Source organism: Amycolatopsis sp. NPDC024027, assembly GCF_040638975.1.
Classification (GTDB): Bacteria; Actinomycetota; Actinomycetes; order Mycobacteriales; family Pseudonocardiaceae; genus Amycolatopsis.
In genome coordinates this window covers 436,450-454,063 of record NZ_JBEZYY010000004.1, presented here as the reverse complement: position 1 = coordinate 454,063, position 17,614 = coordinate 436,450, and the positions used below count along the sequence as shown (strand labels likewise).

Genomic DNA, 17,614 nt, shown 5'->3' with positions numbered 1-17,614 from the left:
GCCGTCCGGTTGGAGTCGCCATGCGCCGCGTCCTCGCCACCGCAGCAGCAGTCACAGTCACTGCAGCGGCCGTCTCGATCACGAGCCCGGTCGAAGCCCTCGAGAACGGCCTGGCCCGCACACCACCGATGGGCTGGAACACCTGGAACACTTTCGAGTGCAACATCAACGAGACCCTGGTGAAGCAGACCACCGATCTGATGGTCGGCTCCGGGATGCGGGACCGCGGCTACACCTACGTCAACCTCGACGACTGCTGGATGACCCGTTCCCGCGACAGCGCGGGCAACCTCGTCGCCGATCCCGCGAAGTTCCCCAGCGGCCTCAAGGCCCTCGGCGACTACATCCACGCCCGCGGCATGAAGTTCGGCATCTACGAAAGCGCCGGCACCATGACGTGCCAGAGCTACCCCGGCAGCCTCGGCCACGAACAGGCCGACGCGAACCTCTTCGCGAGCTGGGGCGTCGACTACCTCAAGTACGACAACTGCTTCAACAACGGCAGCAACAGCCAGGAGGACTACATCCGGCGGTACTCGGCGATGCGCGACGCGCTGAAGGCCACCGGCCGCCCGATCGTCTACAGCATCTGCGAATGGGGTGACTTCGCCCCCGCGACCTGGGCCGCGGACGTCGGCAACCTGTGGCGCACCACCGGCGACATCACCAACAACTGGGGCACCGTCGACGCGATCTACCGCCAGAACGTCGGGCTCGCCTCCGCCGCGAAGCCGGGCGCCTGGAATGACCCGGACATGCTCGAGGTCGGCAACGGCATGGGTTTCAAGGAGGACCGCGCGCACTTCACGCTGTGGGCGGCGATGGCCGCGCCGCTGATCGCGGGCGCCGATCTGCGCTCCGCGAGCGTCGCCACCTTCTCCACCTACCTCAACGCGGATGTCATCGCCATCGACCAGGACCCGCTCGGCAAGCAGGCCCGGCGGATCGCCACCGGGAACGGCCTGGACGTCCTCGCGAAACCCCTCCGGGGCGGCGACGTCGCCGTGGTGCTGCTCAACGAGAACAGCACCGCGAACACCATCTCGACGACCGCCGCCGCGGCCGGGCTGCCAGCGGCGTCGAGCTACCGGCTCACCAATCTGTGGTCGAAGGAGGTCTCCACGACCTCCGGCGGGATCAGCGCGAACGTCCCGCCGCACAGCACGGTCGCCTACCGCGTGAAAGCCGGCGCGCACGGCACCAGCACCGACGCAACGCAGCCGATCCAGGGCGTCTCCTCGGCGCGGTGCATCGACGTCAGCGGCGGCTCGACGACGCCCGGCACCCCGGTCGACATCTGGGACTGCGGCGGCGGCCCGGTCCAGGCTTGGACGTTCACCGGCGCCGGTGAGCTCAAAGCCGGCGGCCTCTGCCTCGACGCGAGCGGCGGCACCAGCGCGTCCGGGACGAAGCTCATCGTCTGGGGCTGCCACGGCGGCGCGAACCAGAAGTTCCGGCTCGAGGCCGGCGGCTCGATCACCCAGGCCGGGCTGTGCGTCGACGTCACCGGCGGCGACAAGCCCGCCGGCAACGTCAACGGCACCCCGCTCGAGCTCTGGGGCTGCAACGACGAAGCCAACCAGAACTGGATGCTCAAGTAGCTCAGGTGCCCGTGAGGTGCTCCGGCCGCACCGGGACGCGGGTGAGCGCGAGCCCGGTCGCGGCCCGGATCGCGGCCACGATCGCCGGGGTCGACGAGATCGTCGGCGGCTCGCCGACCCCGCGCAGGCCGTACGGGGCGTGCGGGTCCGGGCGTTCCAGGACGTCGATGGTCATCGGCGGCATGTCCAGCACCGTCGGGATGAGGTAGTCGGTGAAGGAGGGGTTCCGGATCTTCCCGCCGGAGGTCTGGATCTCCTCCATCACCGCGAGCCCGAGCCCCTGCGCCGAGCCGCCCTGGATCTGGCCCAGCACGGCCTGGGGGTTCAGCGCCTTGCCGACGTCCTGGGCGCAGTCCAGCGCGACCACCTTGACCAGGCCCAGTTCGGTGTCGACGTCGACGACCGCCCGGTGCGCGGCGAACGCGTACTGCACGTGGGCGCTCCCCTGCCCGGTTTCCGGGTCCAGCGCGGCCGTCGGCCGGTGCCGCCACTCCACGGTTTCGTCGTACACGTCGTCGCCGAGGACGTCCACCAGATCGGCGAGCACCTGGCCGTCGGCCGCGACGAGCTTGCCGCCGACGACGCGCACCCGCTGGTCGAACCGGGACAGCAGCCGCGCCCGCACCGCCGCGCACGCGGCCTGCACGGCGCCGCCGGTGACGTAGGTCTGGCGCGACGCCGACGTCGAGCCGCCGTTGCCGATCGAGGTGTCCATCGGCAGGACCGTCACCTGGTCGACGCCGAGTTCGGTGCGCACGATCTGCTGCATGATCGTCACCAGGCCCTGGCCGACCTCGCAGGCCGCGGTGTGCACGGTCGCGGCCGGTTCGCCGCCGACCAGCTGCAGGCGCACGCGAGCCGTCGAGTAGTCGTCGAAGCCTTCGGAGAAGCAGACGTTCTTGATCCCGACGGCATAGCCGACCCCGCGGACGACGCCTTCGCCGTGCGTCGTGTTCGACACCCCGCCCGGCATGTGCCGCAGGTCGAACGGCCGCTCCGGCGGCATCGGCATCTCCCGCACGCGGGACAGCAGCTCCGCGACCGGCGCTTCCGCGTCGACGACCTGGCCGGTCGGCATCAGATCGCCTTCGCTCATGGCGTTGCGGACGCGGATCTCCACCGGGTCGAGACCACAGGCGTCGGCGAGCTTGTCCATCTGGGACTCGTAGCCGAACGCCGCCTGCACCGCGCCGAAGCCGCGCATCGCGCCGCACGGCGGGTTGTTCGTGTACGTGCCCCAGCAGTCCACCGCCACGCTGTCCACTTTGTACGGTCCGACGCCGAGCGTGGCCGCGTTCGCGACCACCGCCCCCGTCGAGGACGCGTACGCGCCGCCGTCGAGGTACAGGCGCGTGCGCACGTACACGAGACGTCCGTCGCGGGTAGCGCCGTGCTCGTAGTACATCTTCGCCGGGTGCCGGTGCACGTGCCCGTAGAAGGACTCTTCGCGGTTGTAGACCATCTTCACCGGCTTGCCGGTGTGCAGGGCGAGCAGGCAGGCGTGCACCTGCATCGACAGGTCTTCCCGGCCGCCGAACGCCCCGCCGACGCCGCCGAGCGTCAGCCGCACCTTCTCGATCGGCAGCCCCAGCGCGGCCACGATCTGCTGCTGGTCGACGTGCAGCCACTGCGTCGCGACATAGAGATCGACGCCGCCTTCGGTGTCCGGCACGGCGAGCCCGGATTCCGGGCCGAGGAAGGCCTGGTCCTGCATGCCGACCTCGTAAAGGCCGGAGACGACGACGTCGGCGGTGGGCTCCTGCGGTCCGCGGCGGATCTTGACGTGCCGGACGACGTTGCCGCCTTCGTGCAGTGAAGGCCCTTCGCCCGCCACAGCCGCTTCGGAGTCCGTCACCGGCTCGAGCTCTTCGTAGGTGACGACGATCCGCTTCATCGCGCGGCGTGCGGTCTCCGGGTGGTCGGCGGCGACCAGCGCCACCGGCTCGCCCTGGTACCGCACCACGTCGGACGCGAGCACCGGCTGGTCGGTGTGCTCGAGGCCGTAGCGGTTCACGCCGGGGACGTCCTCGTGCGTCAGCACCGCGTAGACGCCGGGCACGGCGAGGGCTGCCGCGATGTCGATGCCGGTGATGCGGGCGTACGGATGCGGGCTGCGCAGCGTCACGCCCCACACCATGTCCTCGTGCCAGAGGTCCGAGGAGTAGGCGAACTCGCCGCGGACCTTCACCGTGCCGTCGGGCCGCCGCGGCGACGTGCCGACGCCGTTCGCGGTCGTCGTCGTGACCGACGTGGTGCTGGTCATCTGCCCTCCCGCAACCGGGCGCTCGCGGCGGCCAGCTCGCGGGCGACGGCGGACTCGTCGGCTTCGCGCAGGGTGCCGTCTTCGACGACGGCCTTGCCGCCGACGAACAGCCGGCGCAGCGGCGGCGTGGTGCCGAGCACCAGCGCGGCGACCGGGTCGGTGATGCCGGCGTGGTTCAGCCCGGTCAGGTCCCAGACGGCCAGGTCGGCGAGCTTCCCGGGTTCCAGGGAGCCCAGGTCGTCCGCGCGGCCGAGGCAGCGGGCGCCGCCCATCGTGCCCATCCACAGCGCTTCGCGCGTGGTCAGCCCGCGCGGGCCGCCGCGCTGGCGGGCCTGCAGCAACGCCTGGTGGAGCTCCTCCGCGAGACCACCGGACTCACTCGAGGCGGCCCCGTCGACGCCGAGGCCGACCGCCACCCCGGCGTCCAGGAGGTCGCGGACCGGGGCGATGCCCGAACCGAGCCGGCCGTTGGACGTCGGGCAGTGCGCCGAGCCGGTGCCGGTCGCGCCGAACCGGCGGATCGCCTCGGGCGCGAGGTGGACGGTGTGCGCGAGCCAGACGTCGTCGGCGAGCCAGCCGAGCTTGTCGGCGTACTCGGCGGGCGTGCAGCCGACTTCGGCGAGGCACTGCTTCTCCTCGTCGAGGGTCTCGGCCAGGTGGGTGTGGAGCCGGACGCCCTTGCGGCGGGCCAGCTCGGCCGCGCCGGACATCAGCCGCTCGGTGACCGAGAACGGCGAGCAGGGGCCGACGGCGATCTGCAGGTGGGCCCCCGCGGAGTCGTCGTGGAAGCGGTCGATCGCCGCTTCGGTACCGGCCAGCGCGTCCTCGGTCGGCTCGACGAGGTTGTCCGGCGGCAGGCCGCCGTCGGACTCGCCGCGGTCCATCGACCCGCGCACCACGTGCAGCCGGACGCCGATGCGCTGGCGGGCCGCGGCCAGCGCCGCGACCTGGTCACCGCCGTCGCGCGGGAAGACGTAGTGGTGGTCGGCGACGGTGGTGCAGCCGGTCAGCGCCAGCCGCGCCATCCCGGCGGTGCCCGCGGCGTGCGTGATCTCCGCGTCGAGGCGGCTCCAGACCGGGTAGAGCGCGACCAGCCACTCGAAGAGCGTGTGGTCGGCGGCCATCCCGCGGGTCGCCCACTGGTAGAGGTGGTGGTGGGTGTTGATCAGCCCCGGCGTGATCAGGCAGCCTTCCGCCTCGACGCGTTCGTCGAACTCGCCGGTGTACACGCCTTCGCCGACCGCGGCGATCCGGTCGTTCTCGACGACGACGTGCCCGCTCGCGTACTCCTCGCCGGTGACGGTGGCGATGGCCGCGTTAGCGATGAGCGTCCTCACGCGACCCCCTCCTTCGCCGCCGCGCGCACCGCGTCGAGGATCTTCTCGTAGCCGGTGCAGCGGCAGAGGTTGCCCGCCAGGGCCTCGCGGATCTCCTCGTCGGACGGGTCGGGGACGCGGTTCAGCAGGTCGTGCGCCGCGACGACCAGGCCCGGGGTGCAGAACCCGCACTGGACCGCGCCGGCGTCCACAAAGGACTGCTGGACCGGGTCGAGGGTGTCGCCGTCGGCCAGTCCCTCGACCGTGCGCACCACGCGGCCCTCGGCCTGCCCGGCCGCGACCAGGCAGGCGCACACCGGGACGTCGTCGAGGTAGACCGTGCACGACCCGCATTCGCCCTGCTCGCAGGCGTTCTTCGAGCCCGGCCGGCCGAGCCGCTCGCGCAGCACGTAGAGCAGGCTTTCGCCTTCCCAGACGTCGTCCGCCTGCCGCGGCTCGCCGTTGATCGTGACATTCAGGCGCATGCGCGCACTCCCGTCCGGTGTTCTTCCCAGGCCCAAGTCAACGTACGCCGCGCTAGTACCCCGAGCGCGTGCTTCCGATACGCGGCGCTGCCCCGGACGTCGTCGATCGGCTCGGCGGCCGCGGCGACCAGGTCGCCGAAGCGGCGTTTCAGGGAGTCCGGCAGCGGCTCGGACGACGTCCACGGCAGTTCGGCGGCCAGGAAGGCCTCGGCGTCCCTGGCGTGGCGCGGGGTCGGCGCGGCCGAGCCGATGGCGGCGCCGACCTTGCCTTGCCGGAGCGAGATCGCGAAGGAGCAGACCGCGATGACCATCGCGTTGCGCGTGCCGACCTTGGCGAACTGCTGCGGCCCGGCGTGCGCGGGCAGGTGGACGGCGGTGATCAGCTCGTCCGGAGCCAGTGCGTGCCGTTTGACGCCGACGTAGAACTCCGCCGCGTCCAGCAGGCGGGTCCCCCGCACGGAGGCCACCTCGACCCGCGCGTCCAGGGCGAGCAGCACCGGGTGGGTGTCCCCGGCGGGGGACGCGGCGCCGAGGTTGCCGCCGACCGTGCCGCGGTTGCGGATCTGCGGGGACCCGACCGTGCGCGAGGCCATGGCCAGAGCCGGGACGGATTCACCCAGTTCGGTGATGACCCGGGAGTACGGGACACCGGCGCCGAGCCGGACCGTGCCGCCCGGGTGATCCACAGTGGACCACTCCGCGAGGTCGCCGACCCGGGTCAGGTCGAGCAGGGCCTCCGGGCGCCGGTGGTCGAAGTTCAGCTCGACCATGACGTCGGTGCCGCCGGCGATCGGCACCGCGCCGGGCCGCTCGGCCTTCAAGGCGAGGGCCTCGGCGAGCGTCGTGGGACGCAGGAACTCCACTGGTTGCTCCTTCGAGAGGGCGATAGACCAGTAGACGACGGATCACCGCCGGGCGGCAACGGCGCCACGCATGAAACGCGCGGCAGCGGACCCCGGGGCGTTTGTGCTTTCCTACAAGCCTCATGACGACCGTGAAAACACTGCTGGGCCTGCCCGGGCTGCGGCTGCGCCCCCGGGCCGGGGCCGACCTGCTCGAAAGGCCGGTGACGCGCATCTACGTCACGGAGCTGTCCGACCCCGGACGGTACCTGTCGGCCGGTGAGCTGGTGCTCTCCGGCCTGCTGTGGTGGCACGCCCCGGGCGACGCCGAGCCGTTCGTGGCCGCGCTGGCCCGCGCGGGCGCGGCGGCGCTGGCCGCGTCCGGCGCCGACTCGGGCGGCATCCCGGACGACGTCGTCGACGCCTGCGTCCGGCACCGGATCCCGCTGCTGGAAGTGCCGGCCGACCTGTCGTTCTCGGTGATCACCGAGCAGGTCGTGCTGGCGCTGGCGGCCGCGTCCGACAGCGCGCGCAAACGTTTGCAGGCCGCTGCGGAGGCGCCGGTCGAGACGCTGCTGGACCGCGCGGCGGCGGAACTCGGGCTGCCCTGCTGGGTGCTGTCGGGCCTGGGCCGGTCGATCGCGGGGACGGCCCCGCTGCCGATGCCGCCCGAGGACGTCGTCCGCCGGTACGCGGCCCGCGAGCCCGGGCCGCTGACACTGGTCCCGGTCGAGGGGCGGCACGCGGTGCCGTGGCTGATCGCCGTGGGCGGGCCGCTGAGCACCGCACAGGCCGAGCTGGCCGAGGAGGTGGCGGGGCTCGTCGGGGTCACGCGAGCACGAGCGGTTCCCTCTGCCGCCGAGCTGCCCGACGAGGTGTGCGTCGTCGGGTTGCGGACCGAAGGCAGCGACGAAAGCCGGGACGTCCTGAGCGAATGGCTGCCGGACGCGCTGCTGCTCGAATCCGCCGGGGAAACGTCGTACGCGGCGACCGCACTGCGGCCCGCACCGGCCGAGTTGTCCATTGTGGAACCACTGCTGCGGGCGAAGCGGATCGTCTGCGGTATCAGCGATGCGGGCCCGCGCGCCGAGGCGGCGGAGAGCGCGCGGTACGCGGTGGAGGTGGCGGCCCGGCGGCCGGGCCGGGTGGCGGTGGTCCGGGCCGGTGAAGTGGACGCGCACGAGCTGCTGCTGGCCGGGGCGCCGGAGGGACTGCGCGCGGCCCTGCGCCGCCGGGTGCTCGGGCCGTTGCTGGCTTACGACGCGGAGCAGCACACGGATCTGGTCCACACGGTCCGGGTGTTCCTGGAGTGCTCGGGCTCGCCGACCCGGGCGGCGAAGGCGTTGCACGTCCACGTCAACACGCTGCGGTACCGGATCGGGCGGGCCGGCGAGCTGCTGGGAACGGACCTGACGGAGTTCACCGGCCAGCTCGACGTGTACCTCGCGTTGCGCGCCGGCGACTAGAGCTGCCGAACGCCCGCTCGCCCGCTCGGCGCAGGGGGCGCGCCTCGCACCCCATCGGCCGCCGTTCCGCGTTGCGTGGCCGGGGTCCGGGGGGAGGATGAGGGCGTGGACCCCGACATCGCTTCGGCCCGGCACGCGGCGGACGACGCCCGCGTGCTGGCCTTCGGGTGGCTGCAGGGCGCGGCGCACCGGCTCGGGTACCTGCTCGGGCGGGCGCTGGAGCGCGAATGCGGGATCACGCAGCTGATGTACGAGGTCCTGCTGATCGTGGGCCGCACCGGCGAGGACGGGCTGACCATGCGCTCGATCGCGCAGGAACAGGTGCTCACCACCGGCGGGGCGACCCGGCTGGTCGACCGGATGGTCGCGATCGGGCTGGTGACCCGCACCGCTTCCCCGAGCGACCGGCGGGTCCAGCTCGTCCGGCTGACCACGCTCGGCGAGGAGACGACCGTGCGGGCCAGCCGCGTGCACGTCGAGAACGTCGAGCAGTTCTTCTTCGGGCCGCTGCCCGAGGACCACCGGGAGCGGTTCGCCGACGACCTGCGGACGTTGAGCCACTTCGCCCGGGACGCGCTCCCGCGGCTGCGGTGAACCGTCGCCGTCAGACCACCGTCGCCACCGCCAGCCCGAGGAAGACCAGCGGCACCGCGCCGGTGGCGAACTTGCCGGCGCGGACGTGGGCGGCGATCGCCCCCGCGTAGAACAGGGTCAAGCCGATCGCCGCGGCGACGCCGACGGCGGGAACGCCGAGGAGCCCCAGCAGGAGACCGGCCGCGCCGGCCAGCTTCAGTGTGCCGAGAGCGGGCAACCAGCGCGGCGGCACGTTCACCGCGGCCGAAGTGGCGAGGACGAACCGGGCCTTCCGCAGGTCGGCGAGGCCGATGCCCGCGTTGAGCACGATGGCGATGAGAGCGGCAGCAGTGTTCATGCCGTCCCGACGGTCCCGCCGCCCGGAAGGTGACCGAGGTCAGGCCGCGACCGGCGCCGCTCCTTCCAGGGTCTCCCGCAGCTTGTCCCGGTCCAGCTGGCCTTCGGACTTGGCCACCACGAACGTCGCCACGCAGTTGCCGAGCAGGTTGACGAACACGCGCATCGAGTCCATCAGGCGGTCCGCGCCCAGCAGCAGGGCCACGCCCGCCACCGGGAACGCGCCGATCGCCGCGGCCGTCGCCGACAGGGCCAGGAAACTGGAGCCCGGGACACCCGCCATCCCCTTCGACGTCAGCATCAGGATCAGCACCGCCAGCAGCTGCTGGCCGAGCGTCATCTCCACGCCGAACGCCTGGGCCAGGAACACCGTGCTGATCGACAGGTAGATGGTCGCGCCGTCGAGGTTGAACGAGTACCCGGTCGGCACCACCAGCCCCGTCGCCGCGCGCGAGCAGCCCGCGTCGGTGAGCTTGGCCATGATCCGCGGCATCACCGACTCCGTCGAGGCCGTGCCCAGCGAGAGCAGGAACTCTTCGCGTGCGTAACGGAGGAACTTCCAGACCGAAACCCCGGCGTAGAACCGGGAAATCGCGGCGAGGACGAGCGTGAAGAGCACGGCCGCGCCGTAGCAGGCGGCGATCAGCTTGGCGTAGGTGCCCAAAGTGGACAGACCGTACTGGCCGATGATGAACGCCATCGCGCCGAACGCGCCCAGCGGCGCGACCCGCATGATCCAGCCCATCACCTTGAAGATGATCTGCTGCACCTGGTCCACGAAGTCCAGCACCAGTGGCGCCCGCTCCCGCCCGATCGCGGCGAGCGCGACCCCGAAGAACACCGCGAACACGAGCACCTGCAGCAGCTGGTTCTGCGCGAACGCGTTCACCACGCTGTCGGGGATGGTGTGCAGCAGGAAATCCCCGGCCGACGGCAGCTGCCCGCCCTTGGTCTGGGTGGTGACGGCGTGCGGGTCGAGCGTCGCCGGGTTGATGTCCAGCCCGGCGCCGGGCCGGAAGACGTTCGCCACGACCAGGCCGAACAGCAACGCGAACGTCGTGACGACCTCGAAGTAGACGATGGCCTTGAGCCCGATTCGTCCGACCGCTTTGATGTCGCCGACGGCCGCGATCCCGGTCACCACGACGCAGAAGATCAGCGGCGCGATGATCATCTTGATCAGCCGGATGAAGCCGTCGCCGACCGGCTTGAGCTGGGCGCCGAGCACCGGCCAGAAGTGCCCGACCAGCACGCCCGCGACCACCGCCACGAGCAGCTGCACGAACACCGACGTCCACCAGCGCTTCTTGTTCTCCGCCATGGCGGGACCCTAAGCGTCGGATGTTCCGGCGGTGTTAACGCTCGCAGTGACGTACCCGACGCCCGGAAAACCGGCTGCGGCAGACTGAGCCGCGTGGGCAAGCGCAAGCAGGTCCGTGTCGGCCCGCAGCCGGCGACGGTCGAAGAATTCGGTGACGCGCTGCTCGCCGCCGCACCGGGTGACGCCGACCGGCTGGCGCCGGGGTTCACGCTGCCCGCCGAACTCGCCGAAGCCGCGGACCGGACCGGGCAGCAGCTGATCGGCCGGGCGTGCCGGGGTGGCTGGCTGCCCGAAGACCTCCACCAGGCGGCCCGGCGGCGCCTGGACGAATTCGCCGGCTCGTACCTGCTCGACACGCTCGCCGCCTACGCCGGGCAGTTCACCGCCGTGCACCCGGCGTGGCGGGAGCAGCTCGACGCGGCGGGCGCCGTCCGCTGGTGGACGGAGACCGAGCCGCAGCTGCCGCAGTGGGCGGCGAAGCACATCCTCACGCCGTCCGAAGCGGTGGCGGCGGTCATCGAAGCCTTCGGCCTGCTGAAGACGCTGCCGGCGCTGACCGTCGTGCTGCCCGCACCGGGGACCCCGCCGGAGCGTCCGGTCCGGCCGCACGTCGACGAAAAGAAGCTGAGCCGGGTCCGCGCGCTGCTCGCCAAGGCCGAGTCGAGCTCGTTCCCGGAGGAGGCCGAGGCCCTTTCGGCGAAGGCGCAGGAGCTGATGACCCGCCACGCCCTCGACCGCGTGCTGGTCGAGAGCGCCGAGAACACCACAGCCGAGCCCAATCGGCCGGCGGCCCGCCGGATCTGGCTCGACACGCCGTACACCGACGCGAAGTCGCTGCTGGTCCACGTGGTCGCGACGGCCAACCGCTGCCGCGCGGTCTTCGACCCGCGCTGGGAGTTCGTCACCGTGATCGGCGACGAGGACGACCTGGACTCGGTCGCGCTGCTGACGACGTCCCTGCTGGTCCAGGCAACGCGGGCGATGATCACCGACCCGGCCGGCCGCTCGCGGCCGTTCCGCAAGTCGTTCCTCGTCTCCTACGCCACCCGGATCGGCGAACGGCTCGAGCGGGCGGCGGAAGCGACGATCGCCCAGGCGCCGGAGCTGCTGCCGGTGTTGGCTTCGCACGAGAAGAACGTGGCCGCGGCGTTCACCACGCTCTTTCCCGAAGTGGTGAACAAGTCGGTGACGGTGCGCAGCCACGAAGGCTGGGGCGCGGGCCGGGCCGCGGCCGACCGCGCCCGGCTTGGTGAGTGACTACAGGAAGATCTTCACCAGCTGGTCCCGGCCGTCCTGGTCGCGCACCAGGACCTGCTTGCCCGCCTTGAGTTCGGCGTCGACGAACTCGTACACCAGCAACGCGCGGTTGACGAGGTCAACCTTCTTGAGACCGGTGCGTGCCTGAAGCTTCGCCAGCGCATCGACCGCTTCGGCGATCAACGCGACGTTGACGCGGTCGACCACGGCGGATCGGTGCTCCTCACCTGCGGGCATGCTGCCTCCTCTTGCTTGCCACCCCATCATGGCAGGTTCGCCACCGAAAACCCACATATTTCGCAGCGAAAAGTGTTGCGATCAAGACCGGCGGCGTCCTACAGTCAACCGGCGAGCAACCCCTGGCGCGGACCCGTTTTCATGCAGACGGGCCGGGTGATCCGGGAAGCAGGACCACGCTTCCCCGCGGCAGGAACCGGCCGGTGGCTGCCCCTCCGTGGGGGTGGGGCAGTCGAACAGCCGGCCGGTAACCGGCCGCGGCGTGCGCCGCGGCCACGAAAAGTGGTCCCCGGTCCGACGTGCCGCCGCGGACGCTTGACCGGGCCCGGAAAGGAACGGGCACGAGCATGGGTGCCGAAATCGAGCGTGCGGATCCGTCCGCAGCTCACGAAGTGGAGCCGGACCGGGACGACAGCCCGAGCCGGTTCGCGCACGTCCGGATCGAGACGTCGGAGGTGAAGGCGGAAATGGCGGTGCCATCGAGCCAGACCCACCGGCTGCTCACCACGGTATTGGACGTGCTGGTCGTGCTCGGCGCGGTCCTCGGACCGACGCTCACGTTGAAGACGGCTTCGGCGGCTCTTCCGACGTGGGCGACAGCCGGAACGATCGCCGGTCAGCTCGCCTTGCTGGCCGTGGTCGGCGTGATCGCGCACCGACCGGAATACCCCGGCCGGTTGCCGTCCTAGAACCGGCCGTGAGCAGCGGCGGGGTGGGCGTTTTCCCCCTCGATCGCCCACTCTGCCGCTGCTCAACCCATGCGCTGTGCGTACTTCTCCAGCTCGGGACGCCCGAACGGCAGCTCGCCTTCGTCCAGAGCCCCACAGTCCAAGCCGCGCTGCAGGTAGGCCGCCAGCGCCTGCGCGGTCGCCGGTTCGTCGAGCACTCCCCCCGACGTCTTTTCGGCGTACGCGCGCAACCTCTCCACCGCCTCCGGGAACCCCGCACGGTAGAACGTGTACGTCGCCGCGAAGCGGGTCGGCAGCTGGTGCGGGTGCAGGTCCCAGCCCTGGTAGAAGCCGCGCTCCAACGACCGGCGCACCAGCCGGAGGTGCTCCGCCCACGCCATGGGCAGCGCGTCGCCGATCGGGAGCTTGTTCGTCGAGCCGTCCGAGAGGCGGACTCCGGTGCCGGCCGCCGAAACCTGCATCAGGCCCTTGGCCAGGTCCGCCGCCGGGTGCTCCATGCTCTGGTGCGCGGCCGCGATGCCGAGGCCCGCGCTGTAGTCGTACGTGCCGTAGTGCAGTCCCGAACAGCGACCCGATGCGGCGTGCACGATCCGCGCCACCGACAACGTCCCGTCGAGGTCCACAATGGACTGGGCGGTCTCGATCTGGACCTCGAAGCGCAGGGTGTTCTCGGGCAGGTCATACGCGGCTTCCAACCGCGCCAGTACTTCCGCGGCCACCGAGACCTGCTCCACGGCCGTCACCTTCGGCAGCGTGACGACGAACCCGGGCGGCAGTGGCCCGTTCTCCAGCAACGAACCCAGGAACAAGTCCAGGGTGCGGATGCCGCGCCGGCGCGTCGCCGCTTCGAAGCTCTTGAAGCGGATTCCGCAGAACGGCGTGCCGCCGGTCGTCGCCAGGGTCTGCCCGGCCGCCAGGGCCGCCGCGTCCTCGACGTCGTCGGCGACCCGGCCGTAGCCGTCCTCGAAGTCGATCCGCAGGTCCTCGATCGGCTCGGTCAGCAGCTTCGCGCGGACGCGTTCGTACACCTCCGCGTCGGCGCCGAGGAGGTCGCCGTGCTCGATGAAGACCCGCATCGCCTGCTTGCCCCAGTCGGCCACCAGGCGGGTCTTGTACCGCGACGCCGGGACGTAGACCGTGTGCACGGGCTGCCGCCCCGGCCGCTCCCCCGGGTACGACGCCGCGACGCGCGCGTCGGCCGCAGCCAGGCGCGCGTCGGCGGCGTCGTAGACGTCCTCGGGCAGCCGCACTACTTGATCCGCTCGTACGCGGGCAGCGTCAGGAAGTCCGGGAACTCCTCGGCCAGCGCGACCTGCTCGAACAGCTCCACCGCCGGCTCCAGCTGCTCGGGCTTGAGCTCGCCGGCCAGCTCGCCGCGGACGTCGGCCAGCACGCCGCGCACCAGCTCCGCCGTCACGACGTCGCCACTGTCCAAAGTGGTCCCGTTCTTGACCCACTGCCAGATCTGCGAGCGCGAGATCTCGGCGGTGGCGGCGTCCTCCATCAGGTTGTGGATGGCCGCCGCGCCGTTGCCGCCCAGCCAGGACGCGATGTAGCGGACACCGACGTCGACCGCGGCGCGCAGGCCGGCCGCCGTCGCCCCGCCCGGCGTCGAAGCGACGTCGAGCAGCTGGTCGGCGGTGACGCTGACCTCGTCGCGGGTGCGCCCGAGCTGGTTGGGCTGGTCGCCGAGGACCTTGTCGAACTCCTCCTTGCAGAGCTCGACCATGCCCGGGTGCGCGACCCAGGAGCCGTCGAAGCCGTCGCCGGCCTCGCGCGACTTGTCCGCGTGGACCTTCTCGAAGGCGCCCTTGTTGGTCTCGGGGTCCTTGCTCGGGATGAACGCGGCCATGCCGCCGATCGCGAAGGCACCGCGCTTGTGGCAGGTGCGCACCAGCAGCTCGGTGTAGGCGCGCATGAACGGCGCGGTCATGGTGACCGAGTTGCGGTCCGGCAGCACGAACTTCTCACCCGCGTCACGGAAGTACTTGATGACGCTGAACAGGTAGTCCCAGCGGCCCGCGTTGAGGCCCGACGCGTGCTCGCGCAGCTCGTAGAGGATCTCCTCCATCTCGAACGCGGCCGGGATGGTCTCGATCAGCACGGTGGCGCGGACGGTGCCGTGCTCGATGCCGAGGGTCTTCTCGGCGTGGGTGAAGACGTCGTTCCAGAGCCGCGCTTCGAGGTGGCTCTCCATCTTCGGCAGGTAGTAGTACGGGCCCTTGCCGCGCTTGAGCAGCTCGGCCGCGTTGTGGAAGAAGTGCAGGCCGAAGTCGACGAGCGCGCCGACACCCTCGCGGCCACCGAAGGTGAGGTGGCTCTCGGGCAGGTGCCAGCCGCGCGGCCGGACCACGATCGTGGCGTGCTCGACGTCGTCCTTCAGCGCGTAGCTCTTGCCGCCGCTCTCCAGGGTGATCGTCTCGCGGACGGCGTCGTAGAGGTTGACCTGGCCGGAAACCACGTTCTGCCAGTGCGGCGTGTTGGCGTCTTCGAGGTCGGCGAGCCACACCTTCGCGCCCGAGTTGAGCGCGTTGATGGTCATCTTGCGGTCGGTCGGCCCGGTGATCTCGACGCGGCGGTCCCGCAGCGCGGGCGGCGCACCGGCGACCTGCCAGTCGCCTTCGCGGATCTCCTCGGTCTCCGGCAGGAAGTCGAGCCGGCCGGTGGTCCGGGCCTCTTCGCGGCGCTGGCCGCGCGCCTTGAGCAGCTCGTCGCGGCGGCCGGCGAAGGCGTCGTGGAGGCCGGCGAGGAAGGCGAGCGCCTCCGGCGTGAGGATCTCGTCGCCGCGCTCGACCGGGTCGCCCAGCACCTGGACTTCAGAAGACATGGGGAAACACCTCGAGGGTTCGGATCTTTGGATAACGGCCCTACGGTTTTCTACCAGCCGGACTATAGTTTCTGCATAGCGGAAGCTCAACGCCGACGTAAGGAGGGCCACCGTGCCGGCGGAGAAGAACGGTCGCGACGGCGGCGTCCAGTCCCTGCAGCGTGCCTTCGAGCTGCTGGAACACCTCGCGGACACCGGCGGCGAGGCCAGCCTGTCCGAGCTGGCGACGCTGTCCGGGCTGCCGATGCCGACGATCCACCGGCTGATCCGCACCCTGGTCGACCTGGGGTACGTCCGCCAGAACACCAACCGCCGCTACGCACTGGGCGCGCGGCTGATCCGGCTCGGCGAGAACGCGAGCATGCAGTTCGGCGCGTGGGCGCGTCCGCTGCTGGCGGAGCTGGTGGAGGAGGTCGGCGAGACGGCGAACCTGGCCGTCCTGGAGCGTGACGAAGTCGTGTACGTGGCCCAGGTGCCTTCGAAGCATTCGATGCGGATGTTCACCGAGGTCGGGCGGCGGTTGCTGCCGCACGGGACGGGCGTGGGCAAGGCGATGCTGGCGCACCTGCCCGCTTCCGACGTGCGTTCGCTGCTGGAGCGGACCGGGATGCCCGCGTACACCGAGCACACGTTCACCGATCCGGACGCGCTGGCGGTCGAGCTGTCCCGGATTGCCTCGCAGGGTTATGCGCTGGACGAGGCGGAGCAGGAGCTCGGGGTCAGGTGCGTGGCGGTGGCCGTGCCGGGGGCGCCGGTCCCGGCGGCGGTGTCGGTGTCCGGGCCGTCCGGGCGGCTGACCGCCGAGGCGGTGGCGCACATCGCCCCGGCGGTGCAGCGGGTCGCGGACGCCCTGGGGGCGAGCCTTTCCCAGGCGGTCACGGTCTGACGCTGAGTGCTCGCCCGACCACCCATGCCGATTTCGTGATCGGCATGCCTGATCTGTTTCGCGCTGCTCGAGCCCGTGAGATCCGGCAGCTTCTGGCCGAGCGGACAGCGTTGCTCGACGATCTGAGGCGGACGATAGACAACGGTTTCGCCGGGTTGAACAGCCGGCTCGAGCACGTGGCAGAGCTCGCCCGAAAGCTCGCCGACAGAAGGTCATCGACAAGAGCTGACCGCTCAGGTCAGCTCACCCGCCAGCAGGTCCATCAGCAGCCCGTCGTGCCAGGTGCCGTCCGGGGCGCGCTCGTAATCTCGCAGCACTCCGACCGGGCGGAAGCCCACCTTCGTGTACACCCGGATCGCCGTCTCGTTCGACGCGGCCGGGTCGATCGTCAGCCGGTGGTGGCCCTGGGCGAACAGGTGGGCGGCCAGGGCGCGAATGGCGTCCGTACCGACGCCGCGGCCGTGGTAGCCCGGGTGCACCGAGATGTCGATGCCCGCGTGGCGGTACTGCGGGTCCGGCTCCTCGCAGCTCTGGATCAGGCCGACAACTTCACCGTCGAGTTCGATGACGTAGACGGTGTAGCCCTCTTCGACCTCGTACAGGCCTTCGGTCTCGCGATCGGGGTCGCCCCACCAGCGGGCGACCTCCGGAGTGGCCAGGATTTCGCGCACCCGGGTGCGATCCGCTGGGCCGATCGGGCGCAGCCGCACCCGATTGCCGTGAATGGCGGTCATGATGGGTCCTCTCTCGTAGCGAATGACGGCTTCGGGGCGTCTGTCACGAGGAGGGGCACGAGCGGAAGTGCGTCAACCGGGCATCCCCGGATTCTGCGCCGGCGCACGGCCGCCCGTCATCCGAATATCGCCGGAGGGCCGCATGGACCCGTACACCGGCGGCGCACTGAACTGGCTCGCTCAGGGCGCCGCTTCGAACCTGCTGGACCGGCTCGTGGACCGCGCGCTCGACGGCTCGCCGCAGCCACCGACGTGGCCGCGGCCGGCGAAGACCGCGCCGGGAACGGTCGAAATCTCGGTTCGCCACCACACCGCCGCGAAGGTGCGGACGCCGGTGATCCTGACGCTGCAGGAAGACGGCAGCCGGACGGGCACGGCGTTCTCGGTGGTGCTGGGCCACACGGCCCGCATCGCCGTCCCGAGCGGCCGCTACTTCGGCGCGGCGATGGTGGTGGATCCGGCCCGGCGCACGCTCCAGGGGATCGGCTGGTCCCGGCTCACGGTGGCGGCCCACGGGACGTCCCCGTGCCTCATCCCGGCGGGACGGCCGTCGGCGCCGGTGATGCTGCAGCTGGGTCTGCGCAGGCCCGACGGGACGCCGTTGTTCCGGATCGAGCCGGGCAGGGTCGGCAACGCGACACGCAGGCGACGGTTGTAGCCGGGCAGGCCGGGCAGGTCCCGGAACGCACCGGGCCATCCGGGCGGGCAGGAACCGCAGCCGGCGAGCCTCGCAGGTGAACCCCAGCAGTGCCTGGGCCAC

General features: G+C 71.5%; 17 protein-coding genes. 7 read left to right on the top strand and 10 right to left on the bottom strand.

Annotated features, from left to right (window positions below):
* The first annotated feature begins 20 nt into the window (after positions 1 to 20).
* Positions 21 to 1,601 (top strand): ricin-type beta-trefoil lectin domain protein, encoded by a 1,581-nt coding sequence (locus tag AB0F52_RS14020; RefSeq protein ID WP_360169416.1) that lies wholly within the window; start codon positions 21 to 23, stop codon positions 1,599 to 1,601.
* Between the two features lies 1 nt (position 1,602).
* Here the strand turns inward: AB0F52_RS14020 and pucD are convergent, their stop codons facing one another.
* Genes pucD through AB0F52_RS14000 form a run of 4 tightly spaced genes read right to left on the bottom strand, consistent with a single transcriptional unit; the run spans position 1,603 to position 6,528 of the window.
* The gene (gene pucD, locus AB0F52_RS14015; protein ID WP_360169413.1) at positions 1,603 to 3,864 is read right to left on the bottom strand and encodes a xanthine dehydrogenase subunit D; all 2,262 of its coding nucleotides are present in this window, start codon (positions 3,862 to 3,864) and stop codon (positions 1,603 to 1,605) included.
* A complete protein-coding gene (locus tag AB0F52_RS14010) occupies positions 3,861 to 5,201 on the bottom strand; it encodes an 8-oxoguanine deaminase (RefSeq protein WP_360169410.1) in 1,341 nt (446 codons plus the stop codon). Before AB0F52_RS14010 ends, pucD begins: the two co-directional genes overlap by 4 nt.
* A complete protein-coding gene (locus AB0F52_RS14005) occupies positions 5,198 to 5,665 on the bottom strand; it encodes a (2Fe-2S)-binding protein (protein WP_360169407.1) in 468 nt (155 codons plus the stop codon). The genes AB0F52_RS14010 and AB0F52_RS14005 overlap by 4 nt, the downstream gene beginning before the upstream one ends.
* Positions 5,656 to 6,528 carry an FAD binding domain-containing protein gene (locus AB0F52_RS14000; RefSeq protein WP_360169404.1) on the bottom strand — a complete coding sequence of 291 codons (873 nt, stop codon included), beginning with the start codon at positions 6,526 to 6,528 and terminating at the stop codon, positions 5,656 to 5,658. Before AB0F52_RS14000 ends, AB0F52_RS14005 begins: the two co-directional genes overlap by 10 nt.
* 122 nt (positions 6,529 to 6,650) lie before the next feature.
* On the opposite strand from AB0F52_RS14000, the gene AB0F52_RS13995 reads away from it, so the two are divergent.
* Both AB0F52_RS13995 and AB0F52_RS13990 read left to right on the top strand, forming a co-directional pair.
* Positions 6,651 to 7,973, top strand: coding sequence for a PucR family transcriptional regulator ligand-binding domain-containing protein (locus AB0F52_RS13995; protein ID WP_360169401.1), 1,323 nt, complete (start codon positions 6,651 to 6,653; stop codon positions 7,971 to 7,973).
* 105 nt (positions 7,974 to 8,078) lie between these two features.
* A complete protein-coding gene (locus AB0F52_RS13990) occupies positions 8,079 to 8,567 on the top strand; it encodes a MarR family winged helix-turn-helix transcriptional regulator (protein WP_360169398.1) in 489 nt (162 codons plus the stop codon).
* 10 nt (positions 8,568 to 8,577) lie between these two features.
* Here AB0F52_RS13990 and AB0F52_RS13985 read toward each other — a convergent pair whose 3' ends face one another.
* Both AB0F52_RS13985 and dctA read right to left on the bottom strand, forming a co-directional pair.
* On the bottom strand, positions 8,578 to 8,904 hold the full coding sequence (locus AB0F52_RS13985) for a DoxX family protein (protein WP_360169395.1): 327 nt from the start codon (positions 8,902 to 8,904) through the stop codon (positions 8,578 to 8,580).
* A gap of 39 nt (positions 8,905 to 8,943) precedes the next feature.
* On the bottom strand, positions 8,944 to 10,224 hold the full coding sequence (dctA, locus tag AB0F52_RS13980; RefSeq protein WP_360169392.1) for a C4-dicarboxylate transporter DctA: 1,281 nt from the start codon (positions 10,222 to 10,224) through the stop codon (positions 8,944 to 8,946).
* Positions 10,225 to 10,317: 93 nt separating this feature from the next.
* On the opposite strand from dctA, the gene AB0F52_RS13975 reads away from it, so the two are divergent.
* A complete protein-coding gene (locus AB0F52_RS13975; RefSeq protein ID WP_360169389.1) occupies positions 10,318 to 11,481 on the top strand; it encodes a DUF2786 domain-containing protein in 1,164 nt (387 codons plus the stop codon).
* Here the strand turns inward: AB0F52_RS13975 and AB0F52_RS13970 are convergent, their stop codons facing one another.
* A complete protein-coding gene (locus tag AB0F52_RS13970; protein ID WP_360169386.1) occupies positions 11,482 to 11,718 on the bottom strand; it encodes a hypothetical protein in 237 nt (78 codons plus the stop codon).
* A 347-nt stretch (positions 11,719 to 12,065) separates the two neighbouring features.
* On the opposite strand from AB0F52_RS13970, the gene AB0F52_RS13965 reads away from it, so the two are divergent.
* The gene (locus tag AB0F52_RS13965; protein ID WP_360169383.1) at positions 12,066 to 12,407 is read left to right on the top strand and encodes a hypothetical protein; all 342 of its coding nucleotides are present in this window, start codon (positions 12,066 to 12,068) and stop codon (positions 12,405 to 12,407) included.
* Positions 12,408 to 12,469: 62 nt separating this feature from the next.
* On the opposite strand, the gene AB0F52_RS13960 is transcribed toward AB0F52_RS13965, so the two are convergent.
* On the bottom strand, positions 12,470 to 13,657 hold the full coding sequence (locus AB0F52_RS13960; RefSeq protein WP_360169380.1) for an aldolase: 1,188 nt from the start codon (positions 13,655 to 13,657) through the stop codon (positions 12,470 to 12,472).
* On the bottom strand, positions 13,657 to 15,234 hold the full coding sequence (gene aceB / locus AB0F52_RS13955) for a malate synthase A (protein ID WP_360169377.1): 1,578 nt from the start codon (positions 15,232 to 15,234) through the stop codon (positions 13,657 to 13,659). The genes AB0F52_RS13960 and aceB overlap by 1 nt, the downstream gene beginning before the upstream one ends.
* Positions 15,235 to 15,346: 112 nt before the next feature.
* Between aceB and AB0F52_RS13950 the strand changes: the two genes are divergently transcribed.
* Positions 15,347 to 16,120 carry an IclR family transcriptional regulator gene (locus AB0F52_RS13950; protein ID WP_360169374.1) on the top strand — a complete coding sequence of 258 codons (774 nt, stop codon included), beginning with the start codon at positions 15,347 to 15,349 and terminating at the stop codon, positions 16,118 to 16,120.
* Between the two features lie 233 nt (positions 16,121 to 16,353).
* Here AB0F52_RS13950 and AB0F52_RS13945 read toward each other — a convergent pair whose 3' ends face one another.
* Entirely contained in the window at positions 16,354 to 16,854 is a 501-nt protein-coding gene (locus tag AB0F52_RS13945) for a GNAT family protein (protein WP_360169371.1), read from the bottom strand.
* 142 nt (positions 16,855 to 16,996) lie between these two features.
* Between AB0F52_RS13945 and AB0F52_RS13940 the strand changes: the two genes are divergently transcribed.
* Positions 16,997 to 17,512, top strand: a complete 516-nt coding sequence (locus tag AB0F52_RS13940) for a hypothetical protein (RefSeq protein ID WP_360169368.1) — start codon at positions 16,997 to 16,999, stop codon at positions 17,510 to 17,512.
* The last annotated feature ends 102 nt before the right edge of the window (positions 17,513 to 17,614 follow it).